Raw genomic sequence first — 26,935 nt, forward strand, 5'->3', positions numbered from 1 at the left:
AGTCCTGCCCCCTGACCGATGGTTAATCTGCGGGTTTACATCCCGGAGGGATGATGGAACTTAGCGCGGTGGTCAGCTTGTCCTTGGGCAAGTGCAACCCCGGGAACGCGTAGCCCCCCACCCATACCACCCCGGAGGGGTGGAGGAAGGATGTTAGTTCTCCGGCTCTGTATAGAAGGCGATTTTGTAGTGGTGGGGCAAGTCGGGATGTGGTGGAGTATGGCTGTGGAGTTTCTGCAAAAGTATCTACTATTCTTCATTCATCTCGGGGTGGTGCTGGCTGCCGGGATTTTCCTATGGCGCTGGGCGTGGCGGGATGCGGAGCAGAGGGGGAAGTCCCCACTGATGGTGAGTCTGGCGGTAGTGTTTCTGTTTCCCTACGGGTGGGCTTTCTGGCTGGCGTTCCGGCCGGGTCGAGTGCATGCGGATATTCTGCGGCAGCAGGGGAAGAAGAGATTGAGATAGGATGAGGGCTTCCTAATGGTAGAGCTGGTGTAGATTGTGCTCATAGATCCCACCTGCCTGGACCCGGGTCACATCACCCCAGCTGAGCAGGAGGAAGCTGCGCTCATGTCGTGCTCTGGTGCCGTATTCGTGCATGATGAGTGACTCCTCTTCATCTTCGTGAATCTGGCCGATGTACATCTTGTCCGTACCATAGGATCCTAGTGTGAGGCAAAGATAGCCATAGTGCTGGCTGATAGATCTGGCGGTCTGACAGAGGGACTGGAGATCGATGCTCGGTGAATCCACTCTTTGGCCGATCAGTTGTTCGGTAAGGGTGGCTTCGGTATGCCCCCAGCGGATGCGCGACACGTCTTCCTTGTCCAGGATCATGGTGCCTTCAGAGCGCCCCTCACTGTCATAGACCTCCAGTTGGATCAGTTCTTCTGACTGCTGGATGATGTAGCCATAGAAGGATTCTTCGGCATTGTCGTCAAAGAGGTCAACGAACTGTGCGTCGTCGATCAGTTTCTGGATGTGGGATGTTTGCATGGGTACTCTGGTTAATCTTTCGGAAGGGCGTGGCTGTACCGCGTGGCTGTACCAGTAGGAGGGCTGAGGCCTCGTAATCGGTCAAGGGTCACTAGTCATTAGGCTCTGCTTGATGGAACCTACTTAGCCACAGATTACGGCCCCTGCGGAGAGTGTGGAGGAAAAAGTGGGAAGGATAAAGGCCCGCTTGATGAAACATTTCAGCCACAGATTACGCAGATTTGGATGGATTTCGGGCTAGATGAAACGGGCTGTTGGTGGGGATTTTTTTAACCACGAATCGCACGAATTTCACGAATCGGGCTAGATGGAACCCCCTCTGGGGCATTACTGATTACTGATTGTGGCTAGCCTGCGGGCTTGCATCCCGGAGGGATGATGGAACAGAGCGCGGTGGTCAGCTTGCCCTTGGGCAAGTGCAACCCCGGGAACGCGTGCCCCCACCCATACCACCCCGGAGGGGTGGAGGAAGGAGGATGCTCTTGTTAGGACTTCTCCGGCTCTGTGTAGATGGCGATGATGGAGGTGTCCTCGAGGGTGGTGGCTTTGCGGTAGGAGGAGCGCAGCCAGAGGGCGTGCCAGATGGCCGCGGCGGTGATGACGCGCCAGTCCCAGAGGCTGGCCCAGGCATCATCAAGCAGGAGCTGGAAGCTAGGGCGCTGCACTAGCCAGATGCTTACCAGCATGGCAGGGATGAGCTGGAGGACATGGGATAGCTTCCATTGCGATTCCTTGTTAGGATCCTTCATTGGCTTTTCATGGGGAAAAGCATTTGCCACCAAAAAGGCGGTGAGGCCCATCAGCAGCCCGACGGCCTCCTGGCCCGCGGCGAAGACGAGAAAGGCGATGAAGGAAAGCACAGGCGTGGACACTGCGGATAGCAGAATCAGGCGTCTTAGTTTGGTGAAGTGGGTTTGCATGGCTTTATAGCTCAGTTGAGTTTTCTCACGGATTTCTTGAGACGATGTCCTTGGTTTGTAGCGGAGATAGCGTAGCGAGTGCCGCAGGGCAGTTCAACCTCGATGGCTGGGATGCCGAGTGTTTCCACCTTGTGGTCGAGAGGTGAAAGACCGGTGATGTAGCTCACCTTGCCTCGTTTTTTACGAAAGAATGAAAAGAACTCCACTTCGTCCCCCAAGCAAACCATGGAGCCATCCGCAAAGCTTGGTGCCTGGGTGGATGAGGGCGGATAGGGACACAGGCCCAGATAGCACTCGAGCTCTGTCTGGACTGGCTGCACCTCTTGGCCCTCATGCCAGAAGATGTAGAGGGGGAGTTGAGGTGACTGGGATGCAGGATCTATCTCCAGAAAGAGGTAATCGCCAAAGCCGTTGTTGCCGATCACGGACACTTCTTTCCCGAGAGTTTCTTCTATGTAGGAATCATTGCCTTCGAGTTCGAGCTTCCACTCACCGTGCTCATCAGTGAGGAACTTGATCTCTCGATCGAATGCTTCTTGGATAGGGTGCGGGAGTTTCATGGGTGTTAGAAAGATTTCAGCAGCAGCTATTCGTTCTCCTCGGGAATGGGTAAGATACCCTTAACTGGATTTGGATTTTTGGGCGGCTGAAAGACAGGTTTTTCGATCCCGGATTCCCTGATGGTTGGCTGGAAGGAGACTGGACCGAGAAGATCGCGGCTGACTTGTACTGTCTCGAACTCGCTACTTAATGGCGAGTCGTCAGACTCAATGTTTCTCTTGATCTCACGCTGCTTATCGGCCTTTGGCGTCGTATTCTGTGGCTGCGTCTCAGGTGGGGAACTATCGACTTCTGCTGCTGGTTTATCCTGCTGGCAGGATACACCGAGACAGCAGGCCAAGGTGAGGCTAAGGAAAGGATATAGAGGTTTCATGAATGAGAGTAATTAGGAGAAAGGTGCCCCTGCGGGGAGTGTTAAGTAGGAAGTATAAAGTATGAAGCCTAGCTTGATGAATCAATTCTCACCACAGATTACGCAGATTTGGATGGATTTCGGGCTAGAGGGAACATTGCCCCTCTGGGGCATTACTGATTGGTGATTACTGATGACTGATTCTGGCTAGATGGAACATACGCGACCCGCGTTGGGGTCGTGTTCTTTTTTGGGTGAGTTTCCCGGGGTGGCGCTCCCGATGGTCGCTGACCCCGGGCTGGAATACGGAACCCCTTTGGGGTAGGTCCCTTCGGGGTATGACTGATTTCGGTTAGATGAAACCCCAATGACTCCTGACTATTGACCGATGACAAGCTGGCTTGCCAGCTTAATGGCTGGAGGAGCTGTAGCGGATGGTGCGGAGTTGGTCGTCTTCTACGAAGACGGCGGAGCGTTCCCAGTCACTGCCGGCCTCTTTGTATTCGGTGTCGGAGAGCTTGTGGTGCTCCAGGTCCATGGCGCGGACGAACTTGAGGAATTTCTCCCGGTCGCCGGGGAATTTGAGGCTATACTCGTGGTCGCCGTTGAAGGTGTAGGTGCTGTCGTATTCCTCGTAATAGCCGGGGAAGAGGCCCATGGCGTCTTTGGGGCTGGGCCAGCAGAGGGTCCAGATCAGCGAGAGGATGGGGAAGGTCAGGAGTCCGAGGAAATACCAGACAGGGCGGCTGGACAGGAAGCGTTTCAGGCGTTCTTTCATGAAATGAAGTAATTAGGAAAAAGGAGCCCCTGCGGGGAGTGTGGAGGAAAAAGTGGGAAGGATAAAGGCCCGCCTGATGAAACATTTCAGCCACAGATTACGGCCCCTGCGGGGAGTGTTCAGTATGAAGTAGAAAGTATTCAGGCCTGCCTGATGAAACTTTTCTACCACGGAATACACAGAAGGCACGGAAAGACTGTGCTGGATGAAACCCTTCTAGATGGAACGGGCTGCCGGTGGGGATTTTTCTTTAATCACGAATCGCACGAATTTCACGAATCGGGCTAGATGGAAGGCCCGAGGGGCATTACTGATTGGTGATTACTGATGACTGATTTCGGTTAGATGAAACCCCAATGACTCCTGACTATTGACCGATGACAAGCTGGCAAGCCAGCTTAATGACTGGTTAGGGCCTTGATCTGGGCTTGGCGTTTGTCGTTGGCGGCTTTCCAGGCGGCGTAGTCGTTGCGGCGCAGCAGGGTGTCTGCGATCAGGGCGTGCAGGAGGGGTTGTTCTTTTTTGAGCTGTTCTTTCTCCTGCTCGGAGAGCTTGTCGTAGCCGAAGCGGTGGGCTGGATCGAAGGGGATGTTCTGCCAATGATCGCGCGGGATCTGGGAGAGGATGTGGACCAGCCTGTCGTCCTCCACCTGGGCGGCGGCACCCGGACCTACCAGGCTGAGGGCATCGCCGGCCGCGCCGTCGGCTCCGCAGGAGTGGAGGAAGTGCACGAGGATCTTCCAGGCATTGGTCTGGTCGCGCTGGTTGCGGTGGTTGAGGCAGTTTTCCATCAGCTTGGGGAAGTTGATGCCGTTGTAGTTGCCCCAGTAGGCGAGGTCGCTATCGGCGCTGCTGTGGCGCAGGACTTCGGCTTTGGTGAGCGGCTCGGCGTGGAGCGCGGGGGTGCAGAGTAGGAGCGCGATGATGGGCAGGGATTTCATAATCATGTTAGAAGCTGGGTTCGTCCAGAGGACTTGCCGACACACACAGCGAGGCAAGACAGACATCCTTATCCATAGCACAGCAAGCCCGGCTTGTCAGCGCGCGAATGGGCTAGGTGAAGATTCCGGCACGCTGCCGCCCTTGGTCGTGCTACGCGGGTACGCAGCGACCAATCCGGGAAATGCAGCTATGGCAAGGCCTGGATGCATCAGCAAAACGGCAGTGATGATGGAAGCAGATCGGGCACACTCTGGCTAGGAGAGAATGTGCGCCCGCAGGGCGCGTCATCGGTCAATGGTCACGAGTCATTGGGAGACCTCCGAGGACGTTGCCGATTAGATCATTCGAGACCGTAGCCAGTAGCGAGTAGGAAGTAGCCTCTCCGGGTAAACCGGAGAGCTGTCACGCAAACAGGCAGGAGGGATCAGGTATGGAAGAAATTTCCCCAGGAAATTTCCGCTACCCGCTACTCCCTACCCGCTACAGCCCGTACCCTCTCTTGACCCATGCCGCAGGAAAGAACACCCAAGGGGGGCGCGCAGGCTTCATCAAGCAGTACTATATACTGCCTGCTTCCTACTGAACACTCCCCGCAGGGGCCTGCTTGATGAAGCCCTGCTGGGTGGAACCTTTCCCACCACGGAATACACAGAAGGAGCGGCTGTGGGTGGGTAGCTTCTTTGACCACGAATGGAGCCCCTGCGGGGAGTGTGGAGGAAAAAGTGGGAAGGATAAAGGCCCGCCTGATGAAACTTTTCTAGCCACAGATTACGGCCCCTGCGGGGAGTATTTAGTATCTAGTATAAAGAATAAAGCCCAGCTTGATGGAACGGGTACGTGAAACCTGAAGGAGGTGGGGTCTGGCATGGATGGGAGAACCCCAAAGGGGTTCCGCATGTTAGCCTAGGGTTGCTTCGTGCAGCGAAGCTACCCTAGGAACCTGGCCCCCCACAACCCACGACCCCAACGGGGTCGCGCAAGATCACGCTGGCTTAGTCCCACACATAGGTTTCATCGAACTTTGCCCCGTATTTGGTGAGCAAACTGCGGTACTCATCCTGAAAGCTCATCTGCTGATGATGCTCTTCTTGGTGGAGAATGTATTGTTTTACCTCGTCCACCGCGGATGCCGAAACTGAGAATGCTCCGTAGCCCGACTGCCAGGAAAATTTTTCCAATCCAGCTCCGCCTGTTTCCCGGATCCATCTGGTGGAAGCCCGTTTCAGCTCCTTCACGAGCGCGGTCAATGCTACCTGCTTACCAAGAATACATAGGAGGTGGACATGATCTTCTACCCCGCCAGCTTGGACAGGTGTGCAGCCGAGACGCTTCGCCACCTCGGCCAGATAAGCATGGGTTTTAGTCCGGAAGGTTTGGTCTGATAAAAAGGGATAACGTTCCTTGGTAGAGAAGACCACATGAAGATAGCATTGGCAAAAGGACTGGGGCATAGAGCCTGATATACCAAATCTCTTTGGAACTCCAGAAGCTTCCTAACAGTCGAGTTGCGCGACCCCGTTGGGGTCGTATTATCTTTTTATGACGGTACCCAGGGTAGCGACCCTTCGGCCCGCAACCCTGGGCTAACATGCGGAACCCCTTTGGGGTTCTATTGGGGATAACCCAAAAGACACGGAAGGTACGGAAAGCTGGGCTAGATGGAGCTTTGGCCGAGATCGGATCTGGAAGGATGGGATAACCCAAAAGATTAGGCTGGCAGGATATGGTGCTGATGGCGCTTTGGCTTAGTCTTCTTGGTAGGGGTGCATGTCGGTGTGGAAGACGCGGATGAGCAGGCGCTCGTTGGTGAAATCCATGGTGCCGGTGATGGTGAGGTCAGCGTATTTGTCGCGCCCCAGCTGGGTGGCGAAGTAGGCGAGCTTGTCGTCCTTCCCCGTAGTGGAGCTTCTCTGTGACCGATAGTCGAACTTGTCACTGCCGACCTGGCTTAGCTTGTTTTGAAATGCGAAGACAAAGGCATCGTACTCGGCCTTGTCCATCTCCAGCAGGAAACGGGAGTCGGTGCCGGCATACACAAAGCTATGAAAGTTTTCGATGATGTGTGCTACATCCTTCGTGCTCATAGAGGGTGGAGCGGAAGGTGCGGGTGGAGCCGGTGCTTTTTTGGGTGCGCAGGCGGCTAGCAGCAGGATGGCGCTGAGTGGGATCAGGGGCTTGAATGTCATGCTGTTAGCGGGAAAGAGGTGAGCTTGAATTGCCTGGGAAGCTGTCCCAGCGGCGGTCGAAGTCGCGCTCGAATTTGCTCTGCGTGGAGCAGAATGAGAGTGCGAAGATGCAGAATAAGATCACGCCAATGACAGACATGACGGTCTGCAGGGAGACCCAGCGGTTGGCGGCGCGGCCCAGGTCATTGTCACGGTAGACTTGGTTGAATGGGCGCGGGAGCGGGTCGCGGTCGGGATCCGGGTAGGGCATGTTGAGCTTCGGCCTGGACTCAGCATTCTCAGCTTGGGGTGCAGGCTGGTCCGCATCCGGGGCTTCATCCTCGTCGAGGATTCTGGCCTTGGCCCGGGCGAACTCCTCTTCGCTGAGCATGCCGGAGGAATGCAGCTTGGCGAGTTTCTCGAGTTGCTCCGCAATGTTGTCTTCCATGCCTCCTTGTCTAGCACAGGCAGGGCCGGAGCTAACAGTACAAAGGCGCGGGGAGTTTATAATCTCAGCAGTGGAAACTCCTGCGGGGCATGACTGATTGGTGATTACTAATTCCGGATAGATGAAACGGATTCTACCACAGAATAAACAGAAGTTTCGGAAAGCTGAGATGATGAAGCCCAGCTGGATGAAGCGCGCGGAGCGCACGTAACACCTAAAACGCTTTGTTTACCACGAATCGCACGAATCTCACGAATGCGGGTTGGATGAAACCCGGCTAGATGAAACTTTTCTAGCCACAGATTACTCAGATTAGGATGGATTACCTGCTAGATGAAGCCCGGCTTGATGGAACGGGTCATGGAAGCCTTGAGGGCTTGTCATGGGTCAATAGTCAGGAGTCATTGGGGCCTACTTGATAATGCGAGCGGTAGAACGTAACACGGTTAACATAAGGCCTAAAGCATTCAGCCTTGAATCCGGGCAATAAGAAACCCCCTTGAAACTATAGTGGGGGTTTCAAGGGGGCGTCCTTATTCGGGGGGATGGTTCTTTTATAACTCATTGCTGGAGAAATGGCAAGACACTTCGATTTGTTCAGCTATAAGCAAATGGTGCGGAATGGGGGGTCTATAGGGCTTAGTATGAAAGGGCTTTCATGGTGGTTGGCGGGGAGGGTCCCGATTGTCCATTTCATGGGATATGGAAAAACTGTCCTAAAGCTTTTAAAATGAATGCGATGTCATAAGTGGTCTGAACTTTTGTCAAATCTTGTGAAAAAAAAATGTGAAGAATTGTGGAAAACTTTGCCTTCTGGCAGGGTAAGTTCCTCTTTTACGAGTGAGTTATCGTGGTTTTGGAGCCCCTGCGGGGAGTGTGAAGGGAGAAGGATAAAGTCCTGCTTGATGAAGCGGATTCTACCACGGAATACACGGAAGATACGGAAAGTGGGACTGATGTAACCCGGCTAGATGGAGCGGCTGTGGGTGGGTAGTTTTCTTTGACCACGAATGGGAGCCCTGCGGGCTGGTCATTGGTCAAGGGTCAGGAGTCATTGGGAAATGCTTGAGGAAACTTTTCTAGCCACAGATTGCTCAGATTAGGATGGATTACCTGCTAGATGGAGCCCTGAGGAGAGAATCGAGTATTACGAATAGAGAATCCAGTCCGGCATGATGGAGCCTAGCTGGGTGAAGCAGCTGATGCTCTCCTTTTTAGGATTCATATTCATCGGTAAGGTTTAACTTGCGGCGGGTCAGGGCTTGGGGTTTGCGCCTTGGTCGCTCTTGATTGGGCTGCGTTGCATGGAAAGGATGTAGACCAAGTTGAGCATCTGCTCGCGCTGCTCGTCATTCAAGGCTTTCTGATTCTTAAGTGTTAGGTATCCGACGCTAGTTTCCGCTTCGATCGAAAACTCACTGGTCTTCTTGAATTCGACGTCCTTTCCAGCGATCACGTTCTCGAGTGACTCTCGCGCCGCTCGCATGGTGACTACACGCATACTACCTTGGAGAAAGTAATCGACGACCACTATATCGCCCTCACGTTTGAGCGCGTAAATCGCTCTGACGCGTTGAACGCTCATCAAAGTTCCGTCGCCGTAGTCAGGTTTGAAGGTCTGGTAGAAAAAGTAATTGGCATTGATCCCGCCATCTTCCCCTTCGACGACTTTATGCGACCAATTCACTTCGCCGAATGCGGGAACGGCCAACATCGCAAGTAGTATCAGCAGGGCCTTGCGGACAGTAAGGCTAGGACAGCAAAAACGATTCATGTCTCATGGAATAAGGGATGAGATGTTCTGTGTCGATGCCTATTTGGTGGGTCAGATGGAGGCCCGTGGGGAGAATCTAGCCCCCTGCGGGGAGTGATAAGAGGAGGTGAGAAGAATACATATAGCCGTTATTTTTGTTAGATTTTATCTATTCTCGTCTTGGATGAGCTTGCGTATGCGGTCGAGGGTGAGGTTTTTACCGATGGGTAAACGTTCATCATAAAAGGCCCATGATTGCTCGAAGGAAGCGGGTGATCCGGTGTAGAAGGCTATCGATCCGTCGGGTACTGAATGATTCGGCCGGACTTCCTTTGTGATGTGTTTGAAATCGTCACCCACTTTGATATTGAGGAGTACACTTTCGTCATGCTTTAGAATCTCGGTGATCGTGCCAGTCACCTTGTTCCCATGAATTTCGTTTCTGGTGAGAATGATAACGGGCGCTGAATTGATTCTCTGGCGTATACTGTCATTACTGATGTAGTGAGTATCTTCCCAGTCTGCGATTAAATCGTTAAGTGTAGGGCGATTCATCTGCCGGATCACGAGCCAAGTAATCAGGCAGAGATTGGCGATGAGAATGATGGTGAGGTATCTTCTTTGTTTAGGGTTCATGGCCAATGCTTTCGTGGAATACAAGACTATGCATGAATGCCTGGCCTGTGGAAGCGAATAGACTGAGGGTATTAGCCTAACCAGAAGTCCTGGGTTGTATTCGGGGTGGAGTGTGGGAGGATGGGAAAAAATCTGACGAAGAGGAATTAATCGTAGAAGAAAGGCAGTGCATTCATTTTCTAACATAACAATCAGGCCGGCGAGGGCGTCGGATCTGGAATGGCTGGATCCCTTCTATGAGTCACAGATGCGGCCCTATGTGGAGCTGACGCATGAGTGGGATACTGCAAAGTTCCGCGAGTATTTTGCGCCGGAGGCTTCTTCGATCATTCAGGAGGGAGGTGAAGACATCGGCCTGCTGGTGGTGGTGGAGCGGGAGGACGGCTTCTACATCCGGGATATTCTGCTCAAGCCGGAGTGGCAGGGCCGCGGGATCGGCAGTCACTTGCTGCGTCAGGTCCTGGACAGGGCGGACCGGAAAGGCCGGCAGGTCAGGCTGCGGGTGCTGAAGGGCAACCCGGCGATCCGCCTCTATCATCGGCTGGGGTTTACCGAGGAAGAGGAGCTGGAGAATTGCTATCAGCTGGCGAGGCTCCTGCGGGGAGTGTGAAGGGAGAAGGATAAAGTCCGGCTTGATGAAGCGGATTCCACCACGGAATACACGGAAGATACGGAAAGCGGATTAGATGAAACCCGGCCCCTGCGGGGCATGACTGATTGGTGATTACTGATGACTGATTCCGGATAGATGAAACGGATTCCACCACAGATTACACAGATTAGGATGGATTACCTGCTGGATGAAACCCGGCTAGATGCATGCCGATACGATGGAGCGGCTGTGGATGGGAGAACCCCAAGGGGGTTCCGCATGTTAGCCTAGGGTTGCTTCGTGTAGCGAAGCTACCCTAGGAACCTAGCCCCCACAACACACGACCCCAACGGGGTCGCGCAAGATCACGCTGGCTTAGTCCCAAACATAGGCTTCATCGAACTTGGCCCCGTATTTGGCGAGCAAACTACGGTACTCATCCTGAAAGCTCATCCGCTGATGATGCTCCTCTTGATGGAGGATGTATTGTTTTACCTCGTCTACTGCGGATGCCGAAACTGAGAATGCTCCGTAGCCCGACTGCCAGGAAAATTTTTCCAATCCAGCTTCGCCTGTTTCCCGGATCCATCTGGTGGAAGCCCGTTTCAGCTCCTTCACGAGCTCGGTCAATGCCACCTGCTTACCAAGAATACATAGGAGGTGGACATGATCTTCTACCCCTCCTGCTTGGACAGGTGTGCAGCCGAGACGCTTCGCCACCTCGGCCAGATAAGCATGGGTTTTAGTCCGGAAGGTTGGGTCTGATAAAAAGGGATAACGTTCCTTGGTAGAGAAGACCACATGAAGATAGCATTGGCAAAAGGACTGGGACATAGAGCCTGATATACCAAATCTCTTTGTAACTCCAGAACCTTTCTAACAGTCGAGTTGCGCGACCCCGTTGGGGTCGTATTTTATTTTATGAAGATACCCAGGGTAGCGACCCTTCGGCCCGCAACCCTGGGCTAACATGCGGAACCCCTGTGGGGTTCTTGTTGGTGTACCTGTGAGGAGAATTGAACCACGAAAGAAACAGGCCCCTGCGGGGAGTGTTCAGTAGGCAGTGTGAAGTGAGCAGACCAGTACAATGAAGCGCGCGGTGTGAACGTAACACGTAAAACCTAAAGCGCTTTCTTTGACCACGAATCGCACGAATCTCACGAATCGGGCTAGATGGAGTCCTGCTTGATAAGCGCTTTTGACTTTTGTGAAATGAGAAGGTCGGGTCCTTGACTTTGCATGCGTGATTGATGAGTACTGTGATTGTGAGAAGAATCCGTGACGATGAGGGGGCGCTCTACCGCGAGATGCGGCTGGCAGCGCTGAAAGATTCCCCGCAGGCCTTTGCCTCGACTTATGAGGATGCCTTGCAGCGGAGCGATGCCTGGTGGCAGGAGCAGACGCGTGCAGCGGCCGCAGGTCCGGACAGAGCCATCTTTCTGGCGCTGGATGCCGACCCGGTTGGCATGGCGGCTCTCTACCGGGATCTCGACCAGCCACGGCAGGGGGAGCTCTTTCAGATGTGGGTGGCGCCCGAGCGTCGTGGTTCCGGATGCGCTCGTGAATTGTTAGAGTGTGCGCTGCGCTGGGCAGAGGAAAACGGGATGACCCAGGTCCGAGCCGAGGTGAAGCAGGGCAATGAGCGTGTGCTCGCCTTTTATCTGGCGAATGGATTCGTGCACGCAGGACACGCCGGCGCGGACACGGTGTTGATGTGTGGCCCCTGCGGGGCATGACTGATTAAGCCCTGCGGGCTGGTCATTGGTCAAGGGTCAGAAGTCATTGGGAAATACTTGAAGATGCTTTTCTAGCCACAGATTGCTCAGATTAGGGTGGATTGCTTGCTAGATGGATCCCGGCTTGATGATGTGTGCGGAGCGTAGGTAACACTTTAAACGTAATCCCTAAGACGCTTGTCCAGGCATCTCATGGGTCGGGGTGAAAACTGTTAGTGATCGCTTCTTGTGTTGGGTGGGGATGCTTGTTACGGCTCTGTATGCTCTTATGTGTTGCTTATCCACGCCTGTCTGAAGCCGATGCGGAAATGATCCGTGCATTCCGCCGTGAACACGACCAGGCCTACGTGGATGTGATCGGGGCTCACTGGACGCTGATTTTTCCGGGGTCGACAGAGGGCATTGGCCGCGATCAGCTTCGGGACCAGGTCTCCAGCGTTGCCGGGCGCCATGCGCCGGTGGAGTTTAGCTGTCGCCATGCGCTGGTGTATAACAACGATCTGACGGATGAGTACCACCTTTTCCTAGTGCCAGACCAGGGCTTTTCTGGGATCAGCCGCTTGCATGATGATCTCTACTCGGGCCTGATGCGTGAGCGCCTGAGGCTGGACATCCCTTACGTGCCGCACATCGGTATCGCCACCAGCAAGGATCCGGACCATCTCTACGATCTGGCGACGGCCTGGAACGAGGAGGGCAAAACGATCACTGGCATGGTGGACTCCATGACCATCTGTTCCTACGTGGACGGCGAGATCGAGGATCTGGAAACGCTGGACCTGGCGGGGATTCCTTTGGAAATTACTGATTGGTGATTACTGATGACTGATTAAGCCCTGCGGGCTTGTCATGGGTCAATGGTCATGGGTCATTGGGGCCTGCTTGATGGAGCCCGGCCCCTGCGGGGAGTGTGGAGGAAAAAGTGGGAAGGATAAAGGCCCGCCTGATGAAACGGATTCAACCACAGATTACTCAGATTAGGATGGATTACCTGCTAGATGAAGCCAAGCCGGATAAAGCGGCTGTTGGTGGGTATGTTTCTTTGACCACGAATGGGAGCCCTAGGGGCTGGTCATTGGTCAATAGTCAGGAGTCATTGGGGCCGGCATTATGGAACTTTTTCTTACCACGAATTGCACGAATCTCACGAATGCGGGCTAGATGGAGCCTGGCCTCTACGAGGCATGACTGATTAAGCCCTGCGGGCTTGTCATGGGTCAATGGTCAGGAGTCATTGGTCCTGCTTGATGGAGCGGATTTTACCACGGAATACACAGAAGAAGCAGAAAGGGGACTAGATGAAACTCGGTTTGATGGAACGGGTACTTGAAATCTGGAGGAGGTGGAATCTGGAATGGATGAGAGAACCCCAAGGGGGTTCCGCATGTTAGCCTGGGGTTGCTTCGTGTAGCGAAGCTACCCTAGGAACCTGGCCCCCCACAACATACGACCCCAACGGGGTCGCGCAAGATCACGCCGGGAATAGGGACACAAAAAAACCACCCTTAAGGGGTGGCAGAGGTGGGGGGATGGAAGAAAGTGAGGGGGGAGGCCAGCTATCAAGGGTAGATGATGTTAGAGTCTAGATAACTCTGGGTTTTGGGATCGATTTTGACGGCCAAATAAATCTGGGGCATATCCTGCACGTTATAGATCGAAATGGTGATGCCTTGGCGGATTTCTTCTTCGGTGATGAAATCAATGTATAACTGACCAAAGGAGGAACTATCGAGCCCATTCGGTGCACCATAGTTTGCCTCTATCTGATCTAAGCTTTTGATGGACAGTGCGCGTTCGGCGGCGGCCTCACTGCGTAGGTCTGATAGAAAAAAGAAAGCGACTATGCATATAAGCAACCCAAGTATGGAGCCGAGTATGATTCTGAGGAGTCTCATGATAGTCGCCTATAATTGTATGTTAGATTACTTTGTAAGTTTGCTTTCGGCCGGTTGAGGGGTGAGCTGGAGGCGGGCTTGGTTGATCTCTGGTTTCCAGTCGGGGTGCTGGGACTGGCTTTGTTCGAGCTTTTCTTTGATCTTGAACAGGTTGTGAGGTTCGGCTTCTTGAGCTTCCTGATAGGCGGATTGGTAGAGTGCTTCAGCATCGCTGGAGGTCTCTGCTGAGTCCTCAGCGCTCGCAGGGGCGGGGGTCGAGTCCTTCTGGATTGGGGATGCGGCTTCTTTGAGCTTTTGCTGCAGCGCTAATTCCAGAGGGGATAGTTCTCTGCGTTCAGGTTTACTTTCAGTGACGGTTTCTTCTTCTGTGCTGCACTGGCTAAGGAGCAGCGCAAGACCAAGTGAGTAGAGTGGGAATGGGATCTTCATAAGGTATGCGGCGCACGATCTAACAAGGCTGTTAGAAGATGTCTACCTTATATCGGGTGTCATTAATGTTATACTAACATAAATGCCGGTAAGCAGAGCAGCAGACTACTGAGCTAGAGACCGCATTACACCGATTCCCGCCCCTCCAGTAATGTGAGGAGGTGACGCTGGTTTGCCTACGCAGAGTCTAGTAGGCTACGCTGGCTTGCCTCATTCTCTTGTGGAGGTACTGCTTGCCGAGGTCGAAGATGTGCAGCACGTTTTCCGGGATCCTGGATTGCGGCAGGCGGGTCCAGACGACTTCTCTGCCGTTGATCCAGAGATGGAGGTATTGACCATTCAGCTGGTACGTCTGGGTGATGGTCTTCGGCGGGCAAAACACTTCAGTCACAATCTGGTCTTTGTCGACAAGCTGAAGCGCTGCCGGGAAGATCCCATGGTCCTCGCCTCCCTTGGACATGGCGGTGACCGCGTATTTGTCCTTGAAATTGAGGATCATGTAGTCGTTACACAGAGGATACTCTCGTGATTGCTTGAATAGGTACATATTGGGTGGGGTTATGGTTGCTGGGGGGAAAGAGAGAGGGGAGAATGAGGTGCCGTCAGATTGGGCACCGTAGGACATGTCTGGTTTTTTCTTCGCGCCGCGGCCAGAGGGCTAGGTAGGGATGGCCTGGCAGCCAGCTCGTGCGTTCATCTCTAGGGCAATGCTCCGCAAGGATCCGGTCAGAGCGAAGCTGGCCAGAGCAGGGGATAAACTGGAGCAAATGAACGATCACAACCTGCATAGTAGACGAGAGATTTCTTTTTGAAAAGAAAGATCTTGTCACAGAGGGGTCTCTAAGTGGCTGAAAACGACGATTTTATAAGGATTTCCAAGGGTTTCTGAGCTTTGGTGAAATTTCAGTCAGAAATGACATTTTAGCCCTGTGGAATGTAGGCCCTGCGGGGCAGAATGACGAATCAAGAATCGAGAATCGAGCTCCAGCATGGTGGAACGGATGTCACCACGGAAAACACAGAAGGGACGGAAAGCGGGGTAGATGGAAGCCTGCTTGATGGAACTTTTTTCTACCACAAATGGGAGCCCTAGGGGCTGGTCATTGGTCAATAGTCAGAAGTCACTGGGGCCGGCTTGATGAAACGGATTCCGCTACAAATTGCTCAGAAGGCGGGCATGATGGAGCCTGGCCTCTACGAGGCATGACTGATTGGTGATTACTGATGACTGATTCTGGCTTGATCAAACCCGTCCTCTTATCGAGTCATTGTGGCCTCCGGATGGAATAGGATGGACTTGGACGGGTGGGGTGGTTTTAGTGGTGGCTATGCCTTACAAGGATCCAGCCAAGCAGCGTGAAGCGGTGCGAGCCGCGGCGAAGCGCTATCGCGAGCGTATGCGGGAGGACGCGGATTTTCTGCGTGCCGAAGCCGAGCGCAAGGCACGCTGGTATGCGGCTAACAAGGAGAAGAAGAACGAGGCGCAGCGCCGCTACCGCCAGCGCTTGAGAGAGGCTTCCTTGGCTTAGGTAGAGTTGTTTGTTAGATGATTTGAAATGATGATGAGAGTCTACCTTAGCCATAGCGTGAAGAGCGCGACCACGAGCTTCCCTGACGAAGGTTGGAATCTGAAGAAACGGGAATGAAACTTAAACGTGCCCATTTGAAACGCTATGGACAACTCCTCTCGATTTTCTTGAGCCGGGAAAACCATGAGCTGGTGGAGGGCAGTTATGAACGCCGTTTGCTTGGTGAGTCCGTTTGCATCGAGATCCGTATCTTAAGTGATGAATCACCGGGGCCCAAGGTCGTAGCCTATCTCTCGAATGAGAGTGTGATGAATAGTATTGTGCCTGTTGTTGTTGAATTACGGAGGTAGGTGGAGTCCCTGCCTGATGGAACATTTTTAGCCACAGATTAAATAGATTGGAACAGATTACTCATTACTGATCCCGGCTAGATGGAACGGCTGTTGGTGGGTAGCTTTCTTTACCACGAATCGCACGAATCTCACGAATCGGGCTAGGTGGAGTCCCTGCCTGATGGGAAATGTTCCTCCACCCCTCCGGGGTGGTAATAAAAGAGAGGCCTATTCCCGGGGTTGCGCTTGCCGGGGCAAGCTTACCACCGCGCTTCGTTCCCTCATCCCTCCGGGATGGAGCGCCCAACGGGCGCTTGTCATCGGTCAAGAGTCGAAAGTCATTGGGATTAAGCTTCCGCTTAGATCATTCGGTACCGTAGCTAGTAGGAAGTAGCGAGTAGCCTCTCCGGATTAACCGGAGATCAGCCACACATGCAGACTGGGTAGATAAAGCTCGGATGAAATTTCCCAAGGAAATTTCCCCTACTCGCTACTCCCTACCTGCTACGGACCCTACCCTCCATTGCCTCCTGATAAACCCGCATAGGCGAACCCCAACGGGGTTCCGTACCATAGCCCGGCGGTTGCGAGCCGCAGGGGCGCTACCCCGGGAACCTGCATCAGTCATCAGTAATCACCAATCAGTAATGCCCCGCAGGGGCCTACCCCAACGTGGGTCGCGCAGGTTTCATCTCGCACGGTTTCATTTGGTCGCCCAATGACTCTTGACCGCTGACAAGTGCCCAGCGGGCGCTACATCCCGGAGGGATACTATCAGTAATCACGAATCAGTCATTCCCCGCAGGGGCTCACCCCGGGGACCAGGCCCCCAACAAAAAACCACCCCGGAGGGGTGGAGGAAGGGTGCTTAGTTCGCTGGCTCGGCCCGTCCCAGCAATGTTCTTGTGAGGCTGGGTTAATTTATGTTAGAGAATGAAGGATGGAAGGAGATGTACTGATAGCAGTCGTTTATGCAGCGTCGGAGTTTCTTCCTGTAGTGCGTCTATTGCACGATGAGGGGGCTCCCTCTGCCTACGCTGAGGGGTCGGTGGCTTATGGTGTCATGGTGAAGGAGGAGGAAGCCGAGAGGGCGGTGGAGATCCTGCATAAGCATTGGGACGAGTTTGATTATCTGGACATCCTGGGGAAGGATGACTCGGAAGCACCCGTGTATATGGCGGAAGTCCAGTGTGCCCAGGGGCTGACTGATGGAGAGGGCGGCGAAGGTAAGGGTGGTACGGTCTTTTGTTTTGTCACAGCTCGGGATGGGCGCGAGGTGATCCAGAGGCTGGAGAAGACGTCGTGCCTGAAGCGGTGGAAGATGCATACCGTGACTGGAGTGCATCTCTACACGATGGGTACCGAGGAGTGGGGCGAAGCTGGCTTTGACAGCTTGGCAGATGCCGCCAGGAAGGGGAGATCGGTTGAGACCACGGGAGTCATGCCGATGGGGGACGAATGACGGCTCCCTTTTTGTGTCCTTGCGGTGGGGGAGGATTTCTGGGATAGAGATGGGTATGTTCTGTCGTGTGTTGCTCTTACTATTTCTATTGCCGTTTAGTGTTTTGTTAGGTGGTGAGAGACTTATCCCGGGGGGCTATGATTTTGAAGTTCAGTGGCAGGTGAATAAGCGCGTGTATGGGCTGAGCGAGGCATTGGAGATCACGGCGGAATTTTCCTGCACGGAGGGGCGTGAGGGTTGTGCTCTGGAGTGGAACATGGGAACCCGCAAGTTGGGAGAGAAGAGAGAGTGGTATGAGCTGGACGGGGAGATAGTGGTGAAGGCTTTCCAGAGCGCGGCAAGGGGAGAGAACTTTGAGAGTAAAGGGGTGAAGGGGGATGACTGGATCCGCTACGTGACTTATCCCGGCGAAGGTGGCTTGGGGGTACGCCTCACACGCCGCGAGAAGATGGTGGAATTTTCCCCGGAGAGAGTGCGCGCTTTTCTACGGATGGTAGAAGATGTCCAGTGTGCACGGGCCTGGTATGAAAAGCTGATGGTGGCGGAGGAGGTGCCAGAGTGGACAAAGCAGGCCCGGCCGCCGGCGACTGATCAAATCGTGGTGACTTCGAGGCTCGGGATGGTGGAGGCTGGTGAGCTGCGGCTGTTCCCGACAGCTTACTATTACGTCAACAGTCAGCGTGCGGGTTCTGGGATTGGTGGAGATGTAAGCTATGGCGAGAAGCGGTACAAGGAGCCCAGGCCAGCGGGGATACTGGTGAATTACTTAGCGAGGCTGAAGAGCAGGATTGAGGCTGGCAGTGTCTCCAATTTTCCACTGGTTATCCCTCAAGGCAGAGGGGTTAAGTTTCTGGTAGCGACTAACCAGCAGGAGAACTATGCGGATATAGAGATGGTAGAAGGAGACAGGAGGGTGAACCCGTTCAAGTACCTTGGAGTGGGTGACTGGAGTGCGAGGCTGAAGGAGGAGCAGCTGATTGAGATGGATAAGATAGCTCAGAAGTCCAAGCTTCATCATCAATGGATGGAGGAGCACATGCATTTATTCTATGAGCCCAAGAAGCGCATGCTTGCAGATGATCTCCAGTTTGAGGTGAAGATGAAGGTTCAGGATGGTGAGGAGGTTGGCGCCCATGTACATCTCGCCGTAGGAGCTATTAGACCTTACTCGAAGCAGAAAGTGGAAATGAGCGTAACCTTTCCTGCGTTTACCCTGCCTGATCTTCCGCTGGGAGATGATGAGGTGACAGAGTTTGTGAATGCCTGTATCGCCGCGAACAAACAGCAAAATTATCATGCGGTCGTTAGGGGGGAGGTGCCTATGGAGATAGAGGCGGAGGAGCTGTATGGGGTATGGACGGTCAAGGTGAAGCGCGGGAACGCGCGCGTGGTCTACTCCCCTCAAATGGGGGCGAGACTGATAAAGCTGATGGACCAGGCCAAGGTGGCACGTAAGTGGTACTCCAAACTGCATGGCCTGTACGATCTGCCAGACGAGAGTGAGGAAGCATGTCCATCCGGAGCCACTGGCACTGAATTGGTGTTGAAGGTGGGGAGCGCACAACTGGCCGCCGGTAGGCAAGGGAGAATTAATCTGGAAGGCCGGGTGGAGCAGACTCTAGGCGGAGAGGTGCAGGTGGTGAAGGAGTTTGTCTATCATCAGGGCAGCAAGAAAGTGGTGCTCGGTACGGCGCTGTCAGCTGAGCTGCAGCCTCTCCTGCGTGAGGCCCTACAAGCCACCAAACAAAGTGAGGTCTATATGAACGGATGGGGTGATCCGGATGGCGAGCACTTCAGTCTGGAGGTAGACGAGAGAGAGAAAATCATTGATTTTACCTATGTGCCGGAGGCGGGTGCCGAAACTTTGCATCTTACCATTGATTATGGTTCTCCACAGAGGGTGCTGGATTTGTTAGAGAATGTGGAAAAAACTGGCGAGTGGCTGGGCCAGAACCAGAAGCTCTTCTTCCGGCAGGACGAATGACGGCTCCCTTTTTGTGAGCTTGCGGTGGGGGAGGATTTCTGGGATAAGGTGCTGATGTGTATGCGCCTGTTGCTGATTGTGTTGTTGTCGCTGACCCCCTTGTTAGGTGGTGAGAAGGTTCTGCCTGAGGGCGGGAAGTTTAAGGTGAAGGTAGTCCCCCAGTGGAAGATCTATGGGTTATTTGATAAGATGCAGATTGCGGCGGTCTACCGCTTCGAGAGGGGCAAGGAGGAATGTGAGGAGAGTCTCCAGGCGTACTGTAGTGAGTTGCGTGACGAGAAGAGCTGGTATCCTCTGGATGAGGATGGACTGACGATGGTGTTTGCGGAAGCTGCCGCAGGGAAGCCCTGCTCGATGGTGAAAGAGGTTAAGGACAGGGAGGGAGTCGAGCTCACGTATGTATCCTATCAGGGCGTAGGCGGCTACGAGGTAAAGCTGAGTAGCGGGGAGCAGAGCGTGACATTCAGCCCGCAGGATATTAGGGACTTCATGGAGATCCGTGCGGTGTTTGATTCTTCCAAGGCCTGGTACGGCAAGCTGATGGTGGCGGAGGAAGTGCCGGAGTGGACGGAGAAGGCGCGCCCGCCTAAAGTCTACTGGGTCCGTGTGGATTCCGAGCTGGGAGCGGTGCAGGCCGGTGAGCTTACACTGCATTTCGGTGCTCAGATGAGGAGGGCCTTGCCGTATACTTTTCATGTTAGACAATACAGTGTGGACTATGGAGGAGAGAAAAAGGATGAGGGGCTGAATGGCAGATATCTCTATAGGGTTCTGACCTCGGTGGCGGATGATGTGAAGCGTGGCAGGGACAGGAGTATTCCCCTCAACCGGGGAAGGGCACCATCTCAGGTCACTTATCAGGTGAATGGCAGCGTAGCGGATGAGCGGGTACACGTGGTGTGTAGGGTAGATAACAAGGAGGTGGCGAAGGGGAGCTTCACGCTGGAGCAGATAGAGAAGATCCGTAGTCTGGATCAGCAGGTGCAGGAACGGCATGACTGGATGGTGGAAAACAGGAAGCTGCTCTACGAGGGCCAGCGAAGCGCGATCAGTGATGATGTAGGGCTGGATATTTTGCTGAAGATCCGCTGCGAGCAGGCTCCTGAGATGGAGCCGATGGAGCTGCGTGTCGTGCGGAACAGAGGCTGGATGGACAGGGAGATGTCTCCCCTGTGGGTGGAGATGCGCTGGGAGGGATTTGGCCCGGACATAGGGGCCGTGCGCCGGGATGTGCTGGCTGAATACTGCAAGGCCTGCGAGGCGGCTGCGAAGAAAGAGAACTACCGCGTCGTGCTGAAAGGAGAGGTGGAAACGCTTATCGAGACGCAGGAAGTCTATGGCAGGTGGATGGTCAAGGTGAAGCGCGGAGGCAAGGTGGCGATGATCGCTCCAGGCCACCTGGATGTCATAAAGTGGGCGCTACACCAGGCGGACAATGCGCAGGCGTGGTATCAGAAGGTCATGGATACTCGTTTGGCTCCAGAGCCTACCAAGGAAGCACATCCTCCGGTCGTGGAGGATGCGGAAGTGGTGGTGAATGCGGCCCTGCAGATGGAAGGTGCCGGCCGCGGGAAGATGGGCTTCCTCCACCGGATGAGCTATACGCCAGAGGGAGGGGTGAAGAAGCAGCTGGCATTGCGCTGGAGTGAGTATGTCAAAGGTGGAGTGGGAGAGGTTGAGCACTTTGTGGATCAGGATCTCACTGAAGATCTGGACAGCCATTTTAAGGAGGCGATCAAGGCCCGCAATGCTGGTGAGAACTATCTCTATGAGTGTGGGCAGAAAGGTGGCGAGCGCTTCCGTATGGAGGTGACGGAAGACAGCCGAGATATTGTCCTGCTGTATTTCCTGAAAGGAGAAGAGGAAGGGCAGAGGATGTATCTGGAGGAAAGCTGGATGATCCACCACAAGCAGAATGCCCAGCGGCTGGAGGAGGAGGCCGAGTGGCTGGAAAAGCATCCCGAGGTTTTCTTCACCCTGAAGAAGTAGGCTGGATGAAACGCCCGCTGGGCGCTTGTCATTGCCCCTGCGGGGAGAATCGAGAATCTAGAATCAAGCCCGGCATGATGGAACCCAGCACGATGAAGCTTTTCTAACCACGGAATACACGGAAGGTACGGAAAGCGGGACTAGATGGAGCCCGGGACGATGAAGCGTTTCTAGCCACAGATTACTCAGATTGGAATGGATTTCCTGCTAGATGAAGCCCCGCCCCTGCGGGGCGATTACTGATTACAAATTACAGATTACTGATCCCGGCTAGATGGAACTTTTCTACCACGGAATACACTGAAGAGACAGAAGTCCTGAAGGGCTCACATCCCGTAGGGATGATGGAACGAAGCGCGGTGGTAAGCTTGCCCCGGCAAGCGCAACCCCGGGAACGGGGCCCACAAACAAAAACCACCCCGGAGGGGTGGAGGAAGGATGTTATCTCCTGTTGCTAAGTAGGCCGATGACCAGCCCGCAGGGCTTCGTTCCATCGTCCCAGGCTTGATTCTGTATTCATGATTCTCAATTCTCCCCGCAGGGGCCCCATCCAGCCTCGCGATCCTGTACAAGCTTCCGATTAGATGATTCGGTACCGTAGCTAGTAGGAAGTAGCGAGTAGCCTCTCCGGATAAACCGGAGATCAATCACACATACAGGCCAGAGGGAAAAAGCATGGATGAAATTTCCCGAGGAAATTTCCGCTACTCGCTACTCCCTACCTGCTACGGATCCTACCCTCCATTGCCTCCTGATAAACCCGCATGGGCGAACCCCAACGTGGGTTCCGGACCATAGCCCGGCGGTTGCGAGCCGCAGGGTCGCTACCCCGGGAACCTGCATCAGTCATCAGTAATCACCAATCAGTAATGCCCCGCAGGGGCCTACCCCAACGCGGGTCGCGTAGGTTTCATCTAGCAGGGCTTGTCATGGTCGGCTTGTCACTCTAGTTAGAGAGAAGAACTCTGAGGGAGGGGAATCATGCTGAAGAGAATTTTACTATTGTTGGTTTTGGCTGCGCTGGCTGTGGGCGGGTACATCAAGGGGAAGGAATACCTGGAGCACCGGGCTGCCCAGCAGCAAAAGCGTAGCGAGATCGCTGAAGTTGTGAGCGATTTCGAGTGGGATGACTACAGTTACCGGTCGGTGTCTTATTTAACCAGCTACGGCTCTTTCGCGATCACCAATGCTCCCTCCATGAGCGGTCTCCCGGCGGATCAGTTTGTCCTGATCCCCGGCAAGATCCCGGTCAATCGGGACAATGTGCTGGATGTGGTCACGCAGGCCGAGCTGATGCCCGTGGTGATCCCAGGCGGCGCAGAGTTTCCTGCGCAGGATGCACGGTAGTGAGTGATGAATCTTTTATTTCTTCGGCTCCGTGATGGTGAGGGATATGAGGGTGCTTTGAGAGCGGTTGTAGCCGAAGTCTAGCAGGGTGTCGCCGGGCTTGTAGATTTTTCTGGGGCTGACGCTGTGGTAGGTACTTGGCGTTTGGAAGAGGGTGTACTTGCCCGCCACGCTGGAGCCGTCCGCGAGTATGATTCTGGCCATCAGATGGGTTTCACCTCCACGTGGCTCCATGGGAATGAGGATGAGAGTCACGACTTTGCCAGCATTTTCACCCACTTCCACGGAGAGAAAAGAGGTGGTGGCCATCGCCTTTCCACTGGCACGGCGGCTGGTGAGCCTGATGAGGGAAGCCGCGGAGGCATCTGCCGGGATCCTTACCCGGTGCACCGTGCCACCCTTGGCCATGACCAGGCTTTCATCCACGAGCGGCTTGACGTCGTCTGCGGCTAGGACGGTGGCTGGCAGAGCAAGGCATAGGGAGAGGGCGGCAGAGGCTTTGATGAGTTTTTTCAGAGATGCAGATGGTTTCATACAGGAGGTAGGACTCCTGAATGTTAGAATCTATTCAAGAAAGAACGTAAAAAGATGGACTGGAGTTAGAGAAGGAACGGTGGAATGTGCTGGTAGCTTCGTGGTTCTTGGTCATAGCCTCAGCCCATGCGATGGCTGAAAGTGATTTGTTGTGTGGCGTTTTTATCTGGCTTGGTGTCCTGCAAGGAGAAGAAGGACCCCGATCAGGAAGATGCCATGGAAGATCTAGTCAGTGCCATGGCGGAGGCGGTGAAGGCTGATGGTGACATGGTATCCCATTCCTATACTCGCCGTTACTCTGAGTACCACCAGACTAGCCCGATTGACTTCACCTTCAGTACCGTTGAGGAGGCCACCGCAATCTCCAGCCAGATCAAGCAGAAGCTGGAGGGCAATGGTGCTGAGATCCTGATGTACCGTTCGCATGCTGCTTCAAAACACCATAACGGGGGCTGGGATGGTGGTATAGAGTCCTTCAGGAAGCCTGGATTTCTGGGTAGTCATTACGGATCAGGTTACAACGGAGCCTCAGGCAAGCTGGCGAAGCAGAGCTGGATTTGCGTCTCCTGCGCGGTGCGCTATCAGGAGACAGACTTCCTGCTGCACTGCCGCCTCTATCCGCAGGCCCAGCTAGCTCAGTTCTCCGCCCATCTGATTCCGGAGGAATAGGGGCACGACCAGCAGGGATTCGTTCTAACCATGGTTCCTTCAGAATGTGAGAACCTTCCTCCACCCCTCCGGGGTGGTAGTTAGAGAGAGGCGGGTTCCCGGGGGGGCGCTCCCGATGGTCGCTTACCCCGCGCTACTCTCCATCACCCCTCCGGGGTGTTTCCTGCTAGTTGTTTACCCAATGACTAATGATCAATGACCAGCCCGCAGGGCTTCGTTCCATCATGTCGGGCTTGATACTGTATTCTCAATTCTCCCCGCATGGGCTCCATCTCGTCAGGCTTTATCCTTTCTCCTCTATACTTCCTGCTTCCCTAGCTCTTGTCATGGCGGGGCTTTTCTGGGATAAGGCAGGTGATGTGTATGCGCCTGTTGATTTTGTTTCTGCTGTTTCCCTTGTCGTCTTTGTTAGGATCTGAGGCTCTGATTCCTGAGGGGCAGAAGATGAAGGTGAGCTGGGGGATCCGTGAGGGTGCCTACGGGGTACACAGGCAGATGGTCCTGAGTGCGAGCTACTATTTCGAAGGGGGTAAGGACGCGTGTAAGATCGAATGGTATGCCTCGCTGCGTGGGTTCAAGGAGGGCTATGAGCGTAGCGAAGTGGATGCGGAGGAGCTGTCCAAGGTATTTCTCAGTGCGATCTATGATGAGCCCTACGAGGGGTCGTCTGTGACGGATGGGACTCAGGTATACTATGAGTGCGTGCGGCAGCAGGTGGGGTACACGGTGCGCGTGAGCATAGGGGAAAAGTTTCTAGATTTTACGCCGGATGAGGTGAGCAGCTATGCCCGGATGTTTGAGGATGCTCTGGCGGCGCGTGAGTGGTACCGCAAGCTGGCCACGGCGACATCCGTGCCGGAGCAGACGGAGGAAGCCAGGCCGCCATTCACGGAGAGAATAGGGATCTATTGCTTGTTAGGGACGGTGGATGTGGAGCCACTGAGGATAGAGGCCTACGCGTCCTATTATGACAATGGGGAGAAGCAGGGCGTCAGCCGCGGCCTGGCAGTGGGCTACGGGGAGGGCAAGTTCCGGAGAGCCCTGCCTGCCCCTAGCCTGAGCAGGAGACTGGAGAAGGTGCCAGAGAAGCTGGAGAAGGGAGAGAAAGTACCGGTCATCACCTCGCTCCGGAGTTCTAGCGAGTATTACCGGCTGACCTTTGACCAGAAAGAGCGCAGTGCGGAAATGGAGCTGTTGACGCAGGGAGAGAAAATCGGGCTGGTGGATGCCACGACTGAATGGACGGTCACGATTCCCCGGCAGAAGCTGCAGCAGCTGGCGAAGTACCAGCAGCAGGCGCTCGCCATGAATGAGCAGCAGCATGCATGGCTGGAGAAGCTGGCCGAATTGCTCTACACGAAGGCGAAGCCTATCCTGACCCATAACGCCAGGCTGTATCTCACTAGGGACTTGGGCGATAAAAAGCTAGGCAGGGTGGCGCTGCACGTGGAGACGGATGGTCTCCTCCACGTGGACAAGGACAAGGGGAGGCGCTTATCCAAGATATTCCTGCAGTGGCCGGGATCTAACCAGAAGAGGTGGAAGCTCAATCCAAAGGAAATCATGGAGCTGGCCCGTGTCTGCGAGGCTGCCGCGGAGGGCAAGATCTATAAAGGCGAAGTAGGCACTGAGAATAAGATGTATGTGCAGGCTGTGGAGGGCTACGGGCACTACCTCGTCAAAGTACGCCGCGGTGAAGAGAGGGCGGTGGTCATGCCGGAGGTCCGGGGAAAATTGTTAGAACTACTGCAGCAGGCCGAGCCCGCCGCCAGCTGGTACCTCAGCTTATACGGCGTGTACAAGTCACCTCCACAGGTGCCCACAGCCCGTCCCCTGCCTCAGGAGGATACGGGTCTCTTGGTCGATGCTTACCATCTGTCCGCTGGATTGGGGAAAACCTATCATGCCCAGGTGGAGATGCTTCCCAATGGTGAGGTGCAGGAGATGGTGATCCTGCTCTGGAAGGAAGGGAAGCGAAGGTGCCGCATCAGCCGCGGGCTGGGAGCGGAGCTGTACAAGGCGCTGCCAGATGCCATCGCGGCTGCGGAGCTGGAGGCCGACTATACCAGGACACTGTTCAGTGAGGAGGGCGAGCAAATCACTCTCACTGTGGCCAAGGAGAAAATCATGCTCACCCACACGCTTCCAGGAGGCAAGCTATCCTGCACAGACGACCTGGAGGTGACTGGTTCTGCGCTTCCCAAGAAGCTGGTCAAGATGGCCCGCGAGATGGGCGAGACCCTGCGCAATAACCCACAGGACTTTATGAGGCCAGAGCAGGAGTGAGCCCCTGTGAGGAGTGTTCAGTAGGAAGTGTGGGGTCTAGCCAGGGTTCTGTGATGGTGCGGCAGAGAACTCTTCAGCATTTGATTGGTGGATCTTTACCAGATGCGGATTACCGCGCAGGTTCTGGATGAAGACCTGTACGTCATCAGGATGGGTTACCCTGATGTTGAGATACTGAAACTCATAGGCGCGCTTTCTAGAGACTTCCTCAAAGAACGGTTCTTCGAATGTCGGGAAAAGGTGAAACTGATAGAAGCAGGCATCGGCATTCACAAACTCGAGCTTCAGGTATTCTTCATGGAGGCCTGACTCAGGGGAGAGATCCTCGTCATCACCTTCCCGCCCTTGCCATCTGCCGTCATCAAATCCGATGAGTACACTGGGGTCCCCCTCGGAGATTTCCATTAAGTCATTAGCCAATTCCTTTGCCCAGTCTGGTGAGTTGGTATCGTATTCCCGCACCATTTCGTACAAGGCACGGGCTGTTACTTCATTGGAGGCTTGGAGTATCTTACTGTCGGTGTCCCGGTCAAAGACGGATTCCCCGGCGAGTATCCGAAGTACATCGTGTAAGGCTGGTGTGGGCATGATGAGACTGGG

30 protein-coding genes are annotated in these 26,935 nt (G+C 54.4%); 13 read left to right on the plus strand and 17 right to left on the minus strand.

The window, feature by feature from the left end:
• Positions 1–150 precede the first annotated feature (150 nt).
• On the plus strand, positions 151–465 hold the full coding sequence (locus BUB27_RS01425; RefSeq protein WP_143157754.1) for a hypothetical protein: 315 nt from the start codon (positions 151–153) through the stop codon (positions 463–465).
• A gap of 12 nt (positions 466–477) precedes the next feature.
• On the opposite strand, the gene BUB27_RS01430 is transcribed toward BUB27_RS01425, so the two are convergent.
• From BUB27_RS01430 to BUB27_RS01455, 6 genes are all read right to left on the minus strand, one after another.
• Positions 478–996, minus strand: coding sequence for a hypothetical protein (locus BUB27_RS01430; protein ID WP_143157755.1), 519 nt, complete (start codon positions 994–996; stop codon positions 478–480).
• Positions 997–1,481: 485 nt separating this feature from the next.
• Positions 1,482–1,916 carry a hypothetical protein gene (locus BUB27_RS01435; protein ID WP_143157756.1) on the minus strand — a complete coding sequence of 145 codons (435 nt, stop codon included), beginning with the start codon at positions 1,914–1,916 and terminating at the stop codon, positions 1,482–1,484.
• Between the two features lie 11 nt (positions 1,917–1,927).
• Entirely contained in the window at positions 1,928–2,476 is a 549-nt protein-coding gene (locus BUB27_RS01440; RefSeq protein WP_143157757.1) for a hypothetical protein, read from the minus strand.
• A gap of 26 nt (positions 2,477–2,502) precedes the next feature.
• Positions 2,503–2,850 carry a hypothetical protein gene (locus tag BUB27_RS01445; protein ID WP_143157758.1) on the minus strand — a complete coding sequence of 116 codons (348 nt, stop codon included), beginning with the start codon at positions 2,848–2,850 and terminating at the stop codon, positions 2,503–2,505.
• A gap of 388 nt (positions 2,851–3,238) precedes the next feature.
• Entirely contained in the window at positions 3,239–3,607 is a 369-nt protein-coding gene (locus tag BUB27_RS01450; RefSeq protein WP_143157759.1) for a hypothetical protein, read from the minus strand.
• A 398-nt stretch (positions 3,608–4,005) separates the two neighbouring features.
• The gene (locus BUB27_RS01455; RefSeq protein WP_143157760.1) at positions 4,006–4,614 is read right to left on the minus strand and encodes a hypothetical protein; all 609 of its coding nucleotides are present in this window, start codon (positions 4,612–4,614) and stop codon (positions 4,006–4,008) included.
• A gap of 365 nt (positions 4,615–4,979) precedes the next feature.
• Here BUB27_RS01455 and BUB27_RS18825 point away from each other — a divergent pair, with 365 nt between their 5' ends.
• The gene (locus tag BUB27_RS18825; protein WP_159434724.1) at positions 4,980–5,132 is read left to right on the plus strand and encodes a hypothetical protein; all 153 of its coding nucleotides are present in this window, start codon (positions 4,980–4,982) and stop codon (positions 5,130–5,132) included.
• Between the two features lie 409 nt (positions 5,133–5,541).
• Here the strand turns inward: BUB27_RS18825 and tnpA (BUB27_RS01460) are convergent, their stop codons facing one another.
• From tnpA (BUB27_RS01460) to BUB27_RS01480, 5 genes are all read right to left on the minus strand, one after another.
• Positions 5,542–6,000 (minus strand): IS200/IS605 family transposase, encoded by a 459-nt coding sequence (gene tnpA / locus BUB27_RS01460; protein ID WP_143157761.1) that lies wholly within the window; start codon positions 5,998–6,000, stop codon positions 5,542–5,544.
• Between the two features lie 294 nt (positions 6,001–6,294).
• Complete coding sequence (locus BUB27_RS01465; RefSeq protein WP_143157762.1) at positions 6,295–6,735, minus strand: hypothetical protein; 441 nt, start codon at positions 6,733–6,735, stop codon at positions 6,295–6,297.
• A gap of 4 nt (positions 6,736–6,739) precedes the next feature.
• Positions 6,740–7,162 carry an SHOCT domain-containing protein gene (locus BUB27_RS01470; RefSeq protein ID WP_143157763.1) on the minus strand — a complete coding sequence of 141 codons (423 nt, stop codon included), beginning with the start codon at positions 7,160–7,162 and terminating at the stop codon, positions 6,740–6,742.
• Between the two features lie 1,255 nt (positions 7,163–8,417).
• On the minus strand, positions 8,418–8,936 hold the full coding sequence (locus tag BUB27_RS01475) for a hypothetical protein (RefSeq protein ID WP_143157764.1): 519 nt from the start codon (positions 8,934–8,936) through the stop codon (positions 8,418–8,420).
• A 144-nt stretch (positions 8,937–9,080) separates the two neighbouring features.
• Complete coding sequence (locus tag BUB27_RS01480) at positions 9,081–9,551, minus strand: hypothetical protein (protein ID WP_143157765.1); 471 nt, start codon at positions 9,549–9,551, stop codon at positions 9,081–9,083.
• 166 nt (positions 9,552–9,717) lie between these two features.
• On the opposite strand from BUB27_RS01480, the gene BUB27_RS01485 reads away from it, so the two are divergent.
• Positions 9,718–10,161, plus strand: coding sequence for a GNAT family N-acetyltransferase (locus tag BUB27_RS01485; RefSeq protein WP_159434725.1), 444 nt, complete (start codon positions 9,718–9,720; stop codon positions 10,159–10,161).
• A 357-nt stretch (positions 10,162–10,518) separates the two neighbouring features.
• Here BUB27_RS01485 and tnpA (BUB27_RS01490) read toward each other — a convergent pair whose 3' ends face one another.
• Positions 10,519–10,977, minus strand: coding sequence for an IS200/IS605 family transposase (gene tnpA, locus BUB27_RS01490; protein WP_143157767.1), 459 nt, complete (start codon positions 10,975–10,977; stop codon positions 10,519–10,521).
• Between the two features lie 416 nt (positions 10,978–11,393).
• Between tnpA (BUB27_RS01490) and BUB27_RS01495 the strand changes: the two genes are divergently transcribed.
• Positions 11,394–11,879: a GNAT family N-acetyltransferase gene (locus tag BUB27_RS01495; protein ID WP_143157768.1), complete on the plus strand. Its 486-nt coding sequence runs from the start codon at positions 11,394–11,396 to the stop codon at positions 11,877–11,879.
• 260 nt (positions 11,880–12,139) lie between these two features.
• Positions 12,140–12,694, plus strand: a complete 555-nt coding sequence (locus tag BUB27_RS01500; protein ID WP_159434726.1) for a 2'-5' RNA ligase family protein — start codon at positions 12,140–12,142, stop codon at positions 12,692–12,694.
• A gap of 744 nt (positions 12,695–13,438) precedes the next feature.
• Here BUB27_RS01500 and BUB27_RS01505 read toward each other — a convergent pair.
• The 3 genes from BUB27_RS01505 to BUB27_RS01515 all read right to left on the minus strand — a co-directional run bounded on the left by BUB27_RS01505 (position 13,439) and on the right by BUB27_RS01515 (position 14,750).
• On the minus strand, positions 13,439–13,774 hold the full coding sequence (locus tag BUB27_RS01505; RefSeq protein ID WP_143157770.1) for a hypothetical protein: 336 nt from the start codon (positions 13,772–13,774) through the stop codon (positions 13,439–13,441).
• A 27-nt stretch (positions 13,775–13,801) separates the two neighbouring features.
• Positions 13,802–14,203: a hypothetical protein gene (locus BUB27_RS01510; RefSeq protein WP_143157771.1), complete on the minus strand. Its 402-nt coding sequence runs from the start codon at positions 14,201–14,203 to the stop codon at positions 13,802–13,804.
• A gap of 187 nt (positions 14,204–14,390) precedes the next feature.
• On the minus strand, positions 14,391–14,750 hold the full coding sequence (locus tag BUB27_RS01515) for a hypothetical protein (protein WP_143157772.1): 360 nt from the start codon (positions 14,748–14,750) through the stop codon (positions 14,391–14,393).
• A gap of 781 nt (positions 14,751–15,531) precedes the next feature.
• On the opposite strand from BUB27_RS01515, the gene BUB27_RS01520 reads away from it, so the two are divergent.
• The 6 genes from BUB27_RS01520 (at position 15,532) to BUB27_RS01545 (ending at position 22,846) form a co-directional block, all read left to right on the plus strand.
• Positions 15,532–15,732: a hypothetical protein gene (locus tag BUB27_RS01520; protein ID WP_143157773.1), complete on the plus strand. Its 201-nt coding sequence runs from the start codon at positions 15,532–15,534 to the stop codon at positions 15,730–15,732.
• A gap of 113 nt (positions 15,733–15,845) precedes the next feature.
• Positions 15,846–16,082, plus strand: a complete 237-nt coding sequence (locus BUB27_RS01525) for a hypothetical protein (RefSeq protein ID WP_143157774.1) — start codon at positions 15,846–15,848, stop codon at positions 16,080–16,082.
• A gap of 922 nt (positions 16,083–17,004) precedes the next feature.
• Entirely contained in the window at positions 17,005–17,526 is a 522-nt protein-coding gene (locus BUB27_RS01530; protein WP_143157775.1) for a hypothetical protein, read from the plus strand.
• A gap of 88 nt (positions 17,527–17,614) precedes the next feature.
• Entirely contained in the window at positions 17,615–19,510 is a 1,896-nt protein-coding gene (locus tag BUB27_RS01535; RefSeq protein WP_159434727.1) for a hypothetical protein, read from the plus strand.
• Between the two features lie 60 nt (positions 19,511–19,570).
• Positions 19,571–21,499 carry a hypothetical protein gene (locus tag BUB27_RS01540; RefSeq protein ID WP_143157777.1) on the plus strand — a complete coding sequence of 643 codons (1,929 nt, stop codon included), beginning with the start codon at positions 19,571–19,573 and terminating at the stop codon, positions 21,497–21,499.
• 981 nt (positions 21,500–22,480) lie between these two features.
• Positions 22,481–22,846 carry a hypothetical protein gene (locus BUB27_RS01545; protein ID WP_143157778.1) on the plus strand — a complete coding sequence of 122 codons (366 nt, stop codon included), beginning with the start codon at positions 22,481–22,483 and terminating at the stop codon, positions 22,844–22,846.
• A gap of 15 nt (positions 22,847–22,861) precedes the next feature.
• Here the strand turns inward: BUB27_RS01545 and BUB27_RS01550 are convergent, their stop codons facing one another.
• Complete coding sequence (locus BUB27_RS01550; protein ID WP_143157779.1) at positions 22,862–23,380, minus strand: hypothetical protein; 519 nt, start codon at positions 23,378–23,380, stop codon at positions 22,862–22,864.
• Between the two features lie 126 nt (positions 23,381–23,506).
• On the opposite strand from BUB27_RS01550, the gene BUB27_RS01555 reads away from it, so the two are divergent.
• On the plus strand, positions 23,507–24,049 hold the full coding sequence (locus BUB27_RS01555) for a hypothetical protein (protein ID WP_143157780.1): 543 nt from the start codon (positions 23,507–23,509) through the stop codon (positions 24,047–24,049).
• Between the two features lie 363 nt (positions 24,050–24,412).
• Positions 24,413–26,335, plus strand: coding sequence for a hypothetical protein (locus BUB27_RS01560; RefSeq protein WP_143157781.1), 1,923 nt, complete (start codon positions 24,413–24,415; stop codon positions 26,333–26,335).
• A 36-nt stretch (positions 26,336–26,371) separates the two neighbouring features.
• On the opposite strand, the gene BUB27_RS01565 is transcribed toward BUB27_RS01560, so the two are convergent.
• Complete coding sequence (locus BUB27_RS01565; protein WP_143157782.1) at positions 26,372–26,923, minus strand: hypothetical protein; 552 nt, start codon at positions 26,921–26,923, stop codon at positions 26,372–26,374.
• Positions 26,924–26,935: the final 12 nt, after the last annotated feature.

Source organism: Rubritalea squalenifaciens DSM 18772 (assembly GCF_900141815.1).
GTDB lineage: Bacteria > Verrucomicrobiota > Verrucomicrobiia > Verrucomicrobiales > Akkermansiaceae > Rubritalea > Rubritalea squalenifaciens.

What these genes read in the sequence shown, in the direction of transcription:
- BUB27_RS01445 (WP_143157758.1), bottom strand. Translation starts at nt 2,850, where the DNA reads ATGAAACCTCTATATCCTTTCCTTAGCCTCACCTTGGCCTGCTGTCTC.
- BUB27_RS01495 (WP_143157768.1), top strand. Translation starts at nt 11,394, where the DNA reads ATGAGTACTGTGATTGTGAGAAGAATCCGTGACGATGAGGGGGCGCTC.
- BUB27_RS01560 (WP_143157781.1), top strand. Translation starts at nt 24,413, where the DNA reads ATGCGCCTGTTGATTTTGTTTCTGCTGTTTCCCTTGTCGTCTTTGTTA.
- BUB27_RS01515 (WP_143157772.1), bottom strand. Translation starts at nt 14,750, where the DNA reads ATGTACCTATTCAAGCAATCACGAGAGTATCCTCTGTGTAACGACTAC.
- tnpA (WP_143157761.1), bottom strand. Translation starts at nt 6,000, where the DNA reads ATGCCCCAGTCCTTTTGCCAATGCTATCTTCATGTGGTCTTCTCTACC.
- BUB27_RS01555 (WP_143157780.1), top strand. Translation starts at nt 23,507, where the DNA reads ATGCGATGGCTGAAAGTGATTTGTTGTGTGGCGTTTTTATCTGGCTTG.
- BUB27_RS01530 (WP_143157775.1), top strand. Translation starts at nt 17,005, where the DNA reads ATGGAAGGAGATGTACTGATAGCAGTCGTTTATGCAGCGTCGGAGTTT.
- BUB27_RS01465 (WP_143157762.1), bottom strand. Translation starts at nt 6,735, where the DNA reads ATGACATTCAAGCCCCTGATCCCACTCAGCGCCATCCTGCTGCTAGCC.
- BUB27_RS01435 (WP_143157756.1), bottom strand. Translation starts at nt 1,916, where the DNA reads ATGCAAACCCACTTCACCAAACTAAGACGCCTGATTCTGCTATCCGCA.
- BUB27_RS01505 (WP_143157770.1), bottom strand. Translation starts at nt 13,774, where the DNA reads ATGAGACTCCTCAGAATCATACTCGGCTCCATACTTGGGTTGCTTATA.
- BUB27_RS01455 (WP_143157760.1), bottom strand. Translation starts at nt 4,614, where the DNA reads ATGTCTGTCTTGCCTCGCTGTGTGTGTCGGCAAGTCCTCTGGACGAAC.
- BUB27_RS01440 (WP_143157757.1), bottom strand. Translation starts at nt 2,476, where the DNA reads ATGAAACTCCCGCACCCTATCCAAGAAGCATTCGATCGAGAGATCAAG.
- BUB27_RS01510 (WP_143157771.1), bottom strand. Translation starts at nt 14,203, where the DNA reads ATGAAGATCCCATTCCCACTCTACTCACTTGGTCTTGCGCTGCTCCTT.
- BUB27_RS01480 (WP_143157765.1), bottom strand. Translation starts at nt 9,551, where the DNA reads ATGAACCCTAAACAAAGAAGATACCTCACCATCATTCTCATCGCCAAT.
- tnpA (WP_143157767.1), bottom strand. Translation starts at nt 10,977, where the DNA reads ATGTCCCAGTCCTTTTGCCAATGCTATCTTCATGTGGTCTTCTCTACC.
- BUB27_RS01525 (WP_143157774.1), top strand. Translation starts at nt 15,846, where the DNA reads ATGAAACTTAAACGTGCCCATTTGAAACGCTATGGACAACTCCTCTCG.
- BUB27_RS01500 (WP_159434726.1), top strand. Translation starts at nt 12,140, where the DNA reads ATGCTCTTATGTGTTGCTTATCCACGCCTGTCTGAAGCCGATGCGGAA.
- BUB27_RS01430 (WP_143157755.1), bottom strand. Translation starts at nt 996, where the DNA reads ATGCAAACATCCCACATCCAGAAACTGATCGACGACGCACAGTTCGTT.
- BUB27_RS01450 (WP_143157759.1), bottom strand. Translation starts at nt 3,607, where the DNA reads ATGAAAGAACGCCTGAAACGCTTCCTGTCCAGCCGCCCTGTCTGGTAT.
- BUB27_RS01545 (WP_143157778.1), top strand. Translation starts at nt 22,481, where the DNA reads ATGCTGAAGAGAATTTTACTATTGTTGGTTTTGGCTGCGCTGGCTGTG.
- BUB27_RS01425 (WP_143157754.1), top strand. Translation starts at nt 151, where the DNA reads ATGTTAGTTCTCCGGCTCTGTATAGAAGGCGATTTTGTAGTGGTGGGG.
- BUB27_RS01565 (WP_143157782.1), bottom strand. Translation starts at nt 26,923, where the DNA reads ATGCCCACACCAGCCTTACACGATGTACTTCGGATACTCGCCGGGGAA.
- BUB27_RS18825 (WP_159434724.1), top strand. Translation starts at nt 4,980, where the DNA reads ATGGAAGAAATTTCCCCAGGAAATTTCCGCTACCCGCTACTCCCTACC.
- BUB27_RS01470 (WP_143157763.1), bottom strand. Translation starts at nt 7,162, where the DNA reads ATGGAAGACAACATTGCGGAGCAACTCGAGAAACTCGCCAAGCTGCAT.
- BUB27_RS01475 (WP_143157764.1), bottom strand. Translation starts at nt 8,936, where the DNA reads ATGAATCGTTTTTGCTGTCCTAGCCTTACTGTCCGCAAGGCCCTGCTG.
- BUB27_RS01520 (WP_143157773.1), top strand. Translation starts at nt 15,532, where the DNA reads ATGCCTTACAAGGATCCAGCCAAGCAGCGTGAAGCGGTGCGAGCCGCG.
- BUB27_RS01550 (WP_143157779.1), bottom strand. Translation starts at nt 23,380, where the DNA reads ATGAAACCATCTGCATCTCTGAAAAAACTCATCAAAGCCTCTGCCGCC.
- BUB27_RS01540 (WP_143157777.1), top strand. Translation starts at nt 19,571, where the DNA reads ATGCGCCTGTTGCTGATTGTGTTGTTGTCGCTGACCCCCTTGTTAGGT.